This is a genomic window from Streptomyces mesophilus, from assembly GCF_011044995.1.
Taxonomy (GTDB): domain Bacteria; phylum Actinomycetota; class Actinomycetes; order Streptomycetales; family Streptomycetaceae; genus Streptomyces; species Streptomyces mesophilus.
Genome location: NZ_JAAKZW010000275.1, coordinates 1 through 10,045, shown reverse-complemented (window position 1 = coordinate 10,045; position 10,045 = coordinate 1). Strand labels below are relative to the sequence as shown.

At 70.0% G+C, this 10,045-nt stretch carries 8 protein-coding genes; 1 reads left to right on the top strand and 7 read right to left on the bottom strand.

Annotated elements, in window-relative coordinates; all coding sequences use genetic code 11:
* The first annotated feature begins 89 nt into the window (after positions 1-89).
* On the top strand, positions 90-518 hold the full coding sequence (locus tag G6045_RS36115; RefSeq protein ID WP_328708024.1) for an SMI1/KNR4 family protein: 429 nt from the start codon (positions 90-92) through the stop codon (positions 516-518).
* A 1-nt stretch (position 519) separates the two neighbouring features.
* Here G6045_RS36115 and G6045_RS36110 read toward each other — a convergent pair whose 3' ends face one another.
* From G6045_RS36110 to G6045_RS36080, 7 genes are all read right to left on the bottom strand, one after another.
* A complete protein-coding gene (locus G6045_RS36110; RefSeq protein ID WP_165336448.1) occupies positions 520-1,059 on the bottom strand; it encodes an HAD domain-containing protein in 540 nt (179 codons plus the stop codon).
* Complete coding sequence (locus tag G6045_RS36105) at positions 1,056-1,556, bottom strand: hypothetical protein (protein ID WP_165336447.1); 501 nt, start codon at positions 1,554-1,556, stop codon at positions 1,056-1,058. The genes G6045_RS36110 and G6045_RS36105 overlap by 4 nt, the downstream gene beginning before the upstream one ends.
* Positions 1,557-1,641: 85 nt before the next feature.
* Positions 1,642-4,665, bottom strand: a complete 3,024-nt coding sequence (locus G6045_RS36100; RefSeq protein WP_165336446.1) for an alpha-mannosidase — start codon at positions 4,663-4,665, stop codon at positions 1,642-1,644.
* A gap of 64 nt (positions 4,666-4,729) precedes the next feature.
* Positions 4,730-6,778 carry an endo-beta-N-acetylglucosaminidase gene (locus G6045_RS36095; protein WP_165336445.1) on the bottom strand — a complete coding sequence of 683 codons (2,049 nt, stop codon included), beginning with the start codon at positions 6,776-6,778 and terminating at the stop codon, positions 4,730-4,732.
* A gap of 93 nt (positions 6,779-6,871) precedes the next feature.
* The gene (locus G6045_RS36090) at positions 6,872-8,149 is read right to left on the bottom strand and encodes a glycoside hydrolase 5 family protein (protein ID WP_165336444.1); all 1,278 of its coding nucleotides are present in this window, start codon (positions 8,147-8,149) and stop codon (positions 6,872-6,874) included.
* A gap of 49 nt (positions 8,150-8,198) precedes the next feature.
* Positions 8,199-9,137: a carbohydrate ABC transporter permease gene (locus G6045_RS36085; RefSeq protein ID WP_165336443.1), complete on the bottom strand. Its 939-nt coding sequence runs from the start codon at positions 9,135-9,137 to the stop codon at positions 8,199-8,201.
* Positions 9,134-10,042: a carbohydrate ABC transporter permease gene (locus G6045_RS36080; protein WP_165336449.1), complete on the bottom strand. Its 909-nt coding sequence runs from the start codon at positions 10,040-10,042 to the stop codon at positions 9,134-9,136. The genes G6045_RS36085 and G6045_RS36080 overlap by 4 nt, the downstream gene beginning before the upstream one ends.
* Positions 10,043-10,045 lie beyond the last annotated feature (3 nt).

Below are 10,045 nucleotides of genomic sequence, written 5' to 3'. Positions count from 1 at the left end.
TCACGCCCCCGCCCCCTCCGTTCGACCGAAACGGGCATCATGGCATGCTCGGCCGGACTGTTGGTCACGAGTGAGGGACGGTGTTGCGGGTGTTCCGCGAACTCGCCGGTCGGTTCCCGTCCGTGGAACTCCACGGACCGGCCGATCCGATGGCCCTCGCCGCGATTGAGCGCGACTTGGGCTCTCCTGTACCGCCGGCGCTGCGCGCGCTGCTCCTGGAGACGGACGGAATGGACGGGAACCACATGAACGTGGTCTGGCCCGCCGCTCGCATCCTCGAAGCGAACCGCGAGTTCCGCACCTTCCCTGATTTCCGCGAGCTGTACATGCCGTTCGACACGCTGATGTTCTTCGGGGACAACGGCGGCGGCGACCAGTTCGCCTTCGTCCGCACGCCGCGGCGTGACGACGAGGTCTTCGTGTGGGACCACGAGACGGACAGCCGCGACTGCATCGCGGGGTCGCTGGAGCAGTACCTGAGCGATGCCCTGGGCAGCGAAGGGGACTGGTACCGATAGATCAGCGCTGCCGACCGCCCGCGCGGGCGTACCCCGCCAGCGTCTCGAAGTCCGGCTCGCGTAGGCCGACGCGCGGGTCGACGTGGTGCAACAGTGCCGGTCCGGTGTGGTGGCGGCGCACGAACTCCTCGTCCAGGGTGCTCTGTTCGTCGTCCACCCAGGCGAAGGGCCGGCCGTCGGCATGGGCGACCAGCGGAGCCGTCTTCCAGTGGACGCCGTCGGGGCGGTCGGCGAACAGATCCTCGCCGAAGTCGACATACGGGAGCTCGGGGAGGCCCAGGACCGGGGCGATCCAGCGGTTGGCGTCGGCCATCCATGTGGTGGCCCAGCACAAGTCGTAGCCGAGGGCGAGCAGTTGCGGGCCGTGCCCGGGGTTGAGCCAGACGCGCAGCGGCCGGCGACGCCGGGTGTACCCGCCGCCCCGCCGGTCGTCCTCGTCCTGGGGGACGCGCAGGGTCGTGTACCCCTCGGGCCGCCGATGGGCCTTGGCCGCGTACGGGTTGAGGGGGCCGTCCACGTCGAGGAAGAGCAGGGGTCTCACCGCGGCAGCGGTCCGATCATGTGGCTCAGCTGTTCCAGGAAGTCCTTGAGGCCGGTTGCCGCCGGCTGCCAGCCAGCGCTCCACGAAGCCGCTGTCGAGCGCCACACCCGACGGCTGTCGGAGAGCGCGAACAGATGGCCGCCGCCGTCGCTCGCGAAGACGATCGCCTGCGGGTCGTCGGGAACGGCCACGTGTCCGTGCTCGCGGACGTGCGCGGCCACCAGCGAGGCCGGGTGGAGGAAGCAGCCGGTGTGGATGTCCGGCAGGGAGGCCTCGGCCAGCACCCAGTACAAGGTGGTGAGGTCGGAGGGAATGGGCGTCAGCTCCACCAGGGCGTCCGTCGACCGGTGGCTGTCCGCCGTGGCGAGCGTGAGCGTGTTCGCATCCGGCGGAAAGCCGTGCGTCTCCTCGAACGACGCCATGACAGCGCCGAGTTCCACCGACGTCTGTCCGCACCAGCTTCTGACCCACTCGGCGTCGAGCGGCTCACCTGACAAGTTCCTCCCCCTTCCCGTCCGACGACGCGCCACGTGCCGGGCCGGCGGAATGCGGTCCGCCGGCCCGGCACGTGCGCTGCGGACCTCAGCGCGTGAACCTCAGTGTCACCAGTTCGAACGGGCGCAGGGACAGTTCTACCTCGCCGTCCACCACCGCGTACGACGGGGCGTCGGGCAGCGGGCGTTCCAGGAGGTCCGTCGCCGTCACCGATGTGACGTCCAGGTCCACCCGCAGCGACGTGCGGGCGCGGCCGCCCGCCGTCTCGTAGGCGCGGACCACCACGTCGCCCGAGCCGTCGTCCGCCAGCTTGACCGCGCTGATCGCGACGGCCGGCGAGGCCACGGTGAACAGGGGCGACACCGGAGCGGCGCCCGTCACGCGGCGTTCCGGGAGGTTGATGGCGTAGCCCTCGCGGACCGCGTCCACGACCGAGGCGCCGGGGGCGAGTGCGTAGCGGAAGCGGTGGAGGCCCTGGTCGGTCTCCGGGTCCGGGAAGCGCGGGGCCCGGAGCAGCGAGAGACGGACGGTCGTGGTCGTGCCCGAGTCCGAGGGGCGCACCGTGCGGGTCACGTCGTGGCCGTACGTCGAGTCGTTGACCAACGCGACGCCGAAGCCCGGCTCCTCGAGGTGCACGAAGCGGTGGTTGCAGGCCTCGAACTTGGCTGCCTCCCAAGAGGTGTTGGTGTGCGTCGGACGGTAAAGGTGACCGAACTGGGTCTCCGAGGCGTACCGGTCCGCGTGCACGTCGAGCGGGAAGGCGGCCTTGAGGAACTTCTCCGTCTCGTGCCAGTCGACCTCGGTTGCGATGTCGAGGCGCTTCGCTCCGGCGAGCAGAGTGAGTACCTGGGTCGCGCGCGAAGAGCCGAAGGACCGTACGACCTCGACGGCGACCCGGTCCCCTTCGGAGGCCACCACCCGTACAGAATCCGCGTCCGTCAGGTCCGTGACCACGTTGCGGTAGAACTCGTCGACATCCCACGCGTCCCACATGTTCGGGAAGTCCGGGTGGATCTGGAGGAGGTTCGCCGCCGCACCCGGCGCCAAGGTCTCGCGCGCGGCCTCGATGTCGTACGCGGAGACCACCAGGCCCCGCTCGTCGATCTCCACCCGCAGCAGCCCGTTGTCGAGCACGAAGCCACCGCCGTCGCGGGAGGTCAGCGCGACCGAACCGGTCACCACGGGCGCGCCCGCACCGCCCGCCGCCACACCCGACCGCGCGTGCGTCGCCGCGTTGAAGACCAGCTCGACGGAGCCCGAGCCCGCCAGCGCCTCCTGCGCCGCCGCGATGACCGCGTTCAGCTCCGCGGCGACCGCCGCGTACGTCTTCTCCGCCTCCCGGTGCACCCACGCGATCGACGACCCCGGCAGGATGTCGTGGAACTGGTGCAGCAGGACCGTCTTCCAGATGCGGTCGAGGTCGGCGTACGGGTAGGGGAACCCGGCACGTACGGCCGCGGTCGCCGCCCACAGCTCCGCCTCGCGCAGCAGATGCTCCGAACGCCGGTTGCCCTGCTTCGTCTTCGCCTGGCTGGTCAGCGTCGCGCGGTGGAGTTCCAGGTAGAGCTCTCCCACCCAGACCGGCGGCTCGGGGTACTCCGCCTCGGCCTTCGCGAAGAACTCGGCCGGCTTCTCCCAGACGACCTTCGCCGAGCCCTCCAGATCGCGCATACGGCGCGCCTTCGCGAGCATCTCGCGGGTGGTGCCGCCACCGCCGTCCCCCCAGCCGGTCGGCGCGAGGGAGTGCTTGGCGACGCCCTTGTCCTTGAAGTTCCGTGCCGCGTGGGCGATTTCACGGCCCAGCATCGAGCAGTTGTAGGTGTCGACGGGCGGGAAGTGCGTGAAGATCCGCGTCCCGTCGATGCCCTCCCAGTTGAAGGTGTGGTGCGGGAACTTGTTGATCTGCGACCACGAGATCTTCTGCGTCAGCAACCACTTCGAGCCGGCCGCCTTGATGATCTGCGGCAGCCCGCCCGCGAAGCCGAAGGTGTCGGGCAGCCAGGCCTCGTCGTTCTCGATGCCGAACTCGTCGAGGAAGAAGCGCTTGCCGTGCACGAACTGGCGGGCCATCGCCTCCGAGCCCGGCATGTTGGTGTCGGACTCGACCCACATGCCACCGGCCGGTACGAAACGGCCCTCGGCGACGGCCTTCTTGACCTTGGCGTACACCTCGGGGCGGTGCTCCTTGATCCAGGCGAACTGCTGAGCCTGGGACATCCCGAAGACGAACTCCTCCTCGGTCTCGAGGAGGTTGGTCATGTTGGAGGTCGTACGGGCGACCTTGCGGACCGTCTCGCGCAGCGGCCACAGCCAGGCCGAGTCGATATGGGCGTGGCCGACCGCGCTGATCCGGTGGGCGGAGGCGTCCGCAGGGGCGGAAAGGACGCCGGTCAGCTCCGAACGGGCAGCCGCAGCCGTCCCGTTGACGTCCTGGAGGTCGACCGTGTCGAGGCAACGGTTGACCGCGCGCAGGATCTCCCAGCGGCGGCCGCCCTCGACCGGCAGCTCCTCCATGAGCTCGCCGAGGACTTCGAGGTCGGCTATCAGCTCCCAGACCTCACGGTCGAAGACCGCGAGGTCCATCCGCTCCAGGCGGTACTGCGGCTCGGAGCCGGCCGTCTCCTTGTCGCCGAGCTGTGTCGGGCGGAAGGGCTTGTCGCCGAGCAGCACCGGGTTCGAGGCCGCTTCGAGGTGCCACTCGACGCGCTCGCCACCGGCGACCGCCTCCCCCACACGCACCCACTGGTTGCGCGGGTTGACCGCCTTGAGCGGCTCTCCGGCGGGGGTGTAGACGAGGGCCTCGCACTGGAAGCCGGGCATCCGCTCGTCGAAGCCCAGGTCGAGCACGGCCTCGACGGTACGGCCCGCCCATGCGGCCGGCACCTCACCGGTCACCTTGAACCAGGTGGTGGCCCAGGGAGCCCCCCATGCGTCGCCGACCTTCACCGGTTCGTGCGTCGCGGCCAGGCCCTCCTCGACCGGCACGGGCTCACCGGGCGCGGTCCAGGCCTCGACCGTGAGCGGCACGGACTCGGGGTAGACGGCGGGACGGATGCGCTCTTCGAGTACGCGCTTGAGGCGGGCCTCTACGAGGGCGCGGTCGTCATGCATGAGGGGACTCCAACTTCCTTCAGGGAGCGGTGTTGCTGAGGTGCGGTGCCACTGACGTGCGGTGTTACCAGGGGTGGGTCGTGCTCACGGCCGCCGAGGTGCTGTAGAGCTCCCCCACCGACCGTACTTCGAAGCGGATCTCGCGCTCGCCCTGCTCGGCAGCGAGACCCTTCACGTACGCGGCATTCGCGCACGTTCCGGTCAGGTACCGGCGCGTGCCGTCCGCGAGGACGCGATGCAGCTCGTACTGCCGTACGCGGCCGGAGGCGCCCTGCCAGGACAGCCGGAACTGTCCGTCGCCGGAGGCCTTGTCGACCTTGAGCCCGGTGGGTGTGGCCACGGACTCCTCCGCGTCCTGTACGAGCAGCCCGCCGAGCCGCCACTTCACGGCTCCGCTGCCGGTCAGCCGTACCGCCAGACCGTGGATCGTGCCGGTGCCGAGCGAGCTCAGGCGCACGTCGGCCGTGGTCCAGCCGGTGCCCGGGGTGCCCGCCGACAGGAACGAGTACGTCAGCGGGGCCCCGGCCTCGGACGGCTCCCGCAGCGCGACGCCGAGCTCGACCTGCACCGAGCCCGAGACCGCGCGCTGGGCCAGGCTCACCACCGTGTCGGCGCTCAACGGGAGCCGGGTGGCGTGCAGTTCGATGACGACGGGCGCGCTCAGGGTGCCGTCGACCAGGACGGAGGACCCGCCGCGCCACGCATCCGCGAAGTCCAGGGTCACCGTGGGCCGGTTGCCCGTGGTGCGCACGACCCAGCGGCGGCCGGGCAGCACGTCCTGGAGGCCGAGCTGGTTCCAGGCGGCGTCGGAGCGGGCCGCGCCGTCCTCGTACCACTTGAGGCCGTGGCCGGTGTTGAAGGTGCAGCCGAACGGAAGGGACGTGACCGTGGACCGGTCGGCGACCGCGGTGGCGGGCGCGCGCCAGGAGCCGGAGGACGGGCGGGACGGGTCGAGGGAGGTGCCGGTCCAGAACTGGTCGTCGGCGGCGTGGAATTGGCCGGGGGTGCGGTCCGCCGGGAGGTGGTTGCGGGTCCACTCGGGCCGGTAGAAGCCGAGGGAGGTGACGTGGGAGCCGCCGCTCGGGAAGAGCGCCTCCCAGTTGACCGACTTGTTCCAGCCGGAGGCCTCGACGTCCACGCCCGCCCACAGCTGGTAGCGGTCGCGGTCGAGGTTCTGAGCGAGGGCGCCGGAGGAACTCAGGTCACCGGGCGTCCAGTTGAAGTTGAGGAACATGGTGTCGGACGCCTGGAAGAAGTCCTGGTTCTCGGCGTTCAGACAGTCCTGCCAGACCACCGAACCGTTCTTGATCATCGAGTCGTACCAGGTGACCCGCAGACCGTGCGGCTCACCGAGGCGCTTGAGCTCCTTCAGGAACGCGAGCATCTGCGCGGCGAGCGCCGGATCGCCGCCGCCGGTCTCGGCGTTCACGAACCAGCCGTCGAAGCCGTACGCGGTGGCCACCTGCACCAGCTTCTCGGCGATCGGGAAACGGCCGAGCGCGTCCTGCTGCACGAGGTCGCGGGTCCACTGCAGCTGACCGCCGTACGCGGCCGGGGGCAGGAAGATGTTGCCGATGACGGGGACGCCATTGCGGTGGGCGGCGTCCACGACCGGCGCGTTGGGCGCGAGGACGATGCCCTCGCCGGAGGAGCCGCCCCAGAAGACCAGTTCGTCGATGTACGCCCAGTGGGTCAGGGCGTAGTAGTCGGCGGTGGCCGCACCCTGCGAGGGATTGGACGCGGTCGTCTCGAAGGAGACGAGCGAGGCGATACGGCCCTGGCCCGCACGGGCCGTGGTGCTCACCGCGACCGGCGTGAAGCGCTCGGCCAGCGGCACGGTCGAGCGGTTGTACGCGAGATCGGCGTCCGACTCGGGCGTCCAGGTCTTCAGGGAACGCCAGGTGATCCCGGCGCCCGGGGAGCCGGCGGGCAGCGAGTCGGGGAACCAGTAGGAGGCGTACGGCTGGAGGTTCTCCGCGGCCTTCTTCTTGGCCTCCGTCGCGGCGTGGGCCGGGACGGAGGCGGCGAGCAGCCCGGCCGCTGCGGCGGCCGAACCGAGAACGACGGTGCGGCGGGTGGGACGGATCCCGGAGGTGGGGCGTAGCTGCGTCATTGCAGGAATGCTCCTTGTGGGGAGAGTCAGTCGACCTCTTCAGGGCTGACCACTGCGGTGCTCAGAGCTCTTCAGGTCTGATCACCGCGGTGCTCAGACCTCTTCAGCGCTGACCACGGCGGTGATCCCGCGCGCGGCCAGATGCTCGGTGTCGTGCTCGTGCTCGGCCAGGACCACGGCGGGGCGGGCGCCCTGAGCCGTCAGACGGTGCCAGGCCTCGAAGAAGGTGCCGCCCGGACCGCAGAGTGCGCGCTGCGGAGAGGCGACGGTGTCCCCGGTGTCGAGGACGAGTGCGGTCGTACGGGGAGCGGGCGCGTACTCCTTGGACCGCCACTCCTTGACGATCTCGGCGATCGCCGCACCCGCCGGCTTGACCTCGCGCTCATTGGTCAACAGGCCGAGGCTGTACTCGAGTTCGGGGAAATCGGCGAGCTCACGGGAGACGTCGTGGGAGCACCACCACGTCACGCCCCAGACGTCCGTGCAGTCCAGCGCGTTGGCGACGGTGCGCTCGGTGAAGTGCGCGGCGTGCTCGGCCGGGATGTGCGGCGCCGGGGCGCCGACCTCCTGGAGCCAGACGGGGCGGGCGGGGTCCGTGTGCCAGGCGCGGGCCAGCTCGATCATGTACGCGGCGTGGTGCTCGGTCGCCACTCCCGTACGCCCGTGGCGCTGGGCCGTGCCGTTGAACACCCAGGAGTGCACCGCGGTCGCCCCGCCGAGCCGCGCGGCCTGCGCGGGCGTGAACGGGTGCGCGTCCTGGTACCAGGCGGCGTCGTACTCGGCGTGCAGATGGAACCTGCCGGGCGCGCCCGCCTCGCACGCGGCGAGCATCCGCTCCAGCCAACTGGCGGCCTGCTCGTGGGAGATGCGGTCCGGATCGGGGTGCGGGTCGTGCGAGAACTGGTTGATCTCGTTGCCGATGGTCATGCCGAGAAAGTTGGGCCGGTCGGCGAGCGCGGCCGCGAGGGTGCGCAGGTACTCCTCCTGGCCGGAGATCACCTCGGGGTCGGCGAAGATGTTCCGCCGGTGCCAGGTCTGGGTCCAGGCCGGCAGGAAGTCGAAGCTCGACAAGTGCCCTTGCAGACCGTCGACGTTGACGTCGAGCCCGCGCTCGCCGGCCGCGTCGGCCAGCTGCACCAGCTGCTCGACGGCGCGCGGGCGGATCAGGGTGCGGTTGGGCTGGAACAGCGGCCACAGCGGGAAGACCCGGATGTGGTCGAGGCCGAGCGCGGCGATCGAGTCCAGGTCGGCCCGTACGGCGTCGAGGTCGAAGTCGAGCCAGTGGTGGAACCAGCCTTGCGTGGGCGTGTAGTTGGCACCGAACCGGGGGGTGCGAGGGGCATCGGCGTGCGGGCGGGCGGCGTCGGGCATGGGGGTCCTAGCGTTACAGGCGTGCAGGGGGCGGGGGTCGCGCGGGGAGTCAGCCCTTGACGGCGCCCTCGCCCACCCCGCGGAAGAAGAAGCGCTGCAGACAGGCGAACAGCACGATCAGGGGTGCGACGGCGATGATCGTGCCCGCCGCCACCAGGCGCTGGTCGTTCGCGAAGGTGCCGTGCAGATAGTTCAGGCCGATGGTGAGCGTGAAGTTGGACTGGTCGCTCAGCACGATCAGCGGCCACAGGAAGTCGTCCCAGGCGCCCATGAAGGCGAAGATCGCGACGACCGCGATGGTGCCCTTGACCGCAGGGAGCGCGATCCTCGTGAACCGCTGCCAGGCGTTGGCGCCGTCGACGAAGGCAGCCTCTTCGATCTCGTACGGGATGTTGGAGAAGGCGTTGCGCATCAGGAGCACGTTCAGGGCGCCGATGCAGGCGGGCAGGACCACACCGGTGAGGGTGTTGTTGAGGCCGAGCTCCCGCATCGTCATGAACTGGGCGATGATGATCGACTCGACCGGCACCAGCATCGCCATCACGAACGCGACGGTGGCGAGCTTGCGGCCGCGGAACTTCAGGCGGGCCAGGGCGTATCCGGCTAGCGCGGCGCCGATCACGTTGGTGAGGACGTTGGCGAGCGCGACCTTCAGGGAGTTGAGCGCGAAGTCCCAGACCGGGATGAGCTCGGCGACCTTGCCGTAGTTGTCGAAGGTCGGCTCGGAGGGCAGCAGCTTCGGCGGGTAGCTGTAGATGTCCTCACCTGCGCCCTTGAGCGAGGTGGACAGCTGCCACAGGAACGGACCGACCATGATCGCGAACACGGCCAGGAGCAGCAGATAGCGCAGGACCAGCTTCCACGCCGGCGGCCGACGTCCGCCCTCGGCGAGGAACTTGTCCTTCACGGTCGGACGGGGCTTGCGGGCCTTGCTCGGCTTGGGCGCCGGTTCCTGCCGCTTCGGGGAGTCCAGGGTCTGCGCGCTCATGCGTCGCCCTCCTTCTTGTCCGCCTTCAGCACGAGCAGCATCAGGCCAAGGGTGATCACGAAGACGACGACGGAGATCGCGGAGGCATAGCCGACGCGTCCGCTCAGACCGGTGCCGACCTGCTTGATCAGCATGACGAGGGTGGTGTCCTCGCCGCCGGGGCCGCCGTTGGGTCCGGCCATCAGATAGACCTCGGAGAAGACCTTGAAGGCGTTGACCGAGGAGAGCGCGGCGACCAGGACCATCGTGGAGCGCACGGCGGGCACGGTGACCGTGAAGAAGCGGCGGATCGCGCCCGCCCCGTCCACGGCGGCGGCCTCGTGCAGTTCCTTCGGGACGTTCCCGAGCGCGGCCATGTAAATGATCATGTAGTAGCCGAGGCCCTTCCAGACCGTGACCAGCATGGCGCTGATGAGCAGCAGCCACTGGTCGCTGAGGAAGGCCACGGGACCGATCCCGATCGCGCCGAGCACGGCGTTGACCAGGCCGCGGTCGTCGAGCATCCAGACCCAGATCAGGCCGACCACGACGACGGAGGCCACCACGGGGGTGTAGAAGGCGGAGCGGAAGAAGGAGATGCCCGGCAGATAGCGCTGCACCAGCATCGCGAGCAGCAGCGGCAGGATCACCAGCGGCGGTACGACGCCCACGATGTACAGAAGACTGTTGCGCAGCGCCGTCCAGAACATCTCGTCCTGCCACAGCTCCTGGTAGTTCGCTCCCCCGACCCACTTCCCCGCGATCAGGGTGCGCTGGTCGGTGAACGAGCTCGACACCGTGGAGAAGAACGGGAAGAGGACGAAGCCGCCGATGATCGAGAAGCCCGGCAGCAGGAACAGCCAGGGTGTGCTCGGCAGATGGGTGCGGATGCCGCGCCGCTTGGGCGAGGCCGGGCCGGCGTGCACGGC

What these genes read in the sequence shown, in the direction of transcription:
- G6045_RS36100 (WP_165336446.1), bottom strand. Translation starts at nt 4,665, where the DNA reads ATGCATGACGACCGCGCCCTCGTAGAGGCCCGCCTCAAGCGCGTACTC.
- G6045_RS36095 (WP_165336445.1), bottom strand. Translation starts at nt 6,778, where the DNA reads ATGACGCAGCTACGCCCCACCTCCGGGATCCGTCCCACCCGCCGCACC.
- G6045_RS36090 (WP_165336444.1), bottom strand. Translation starts at nt 8,149, where the DNA reads ATGCCCGACGCCGCCCGCCCGCACGCCGATGCCCCTCGCACCCCCCGG.
- G6045_RS36085 (WP_165336443.1), bottom strand. Translation starts at nt 9,137, where the DNA reads ATGAGCGCGCAGACCCTGGACTCCCCGAAGCGGCAGGAACCGGCGCCC.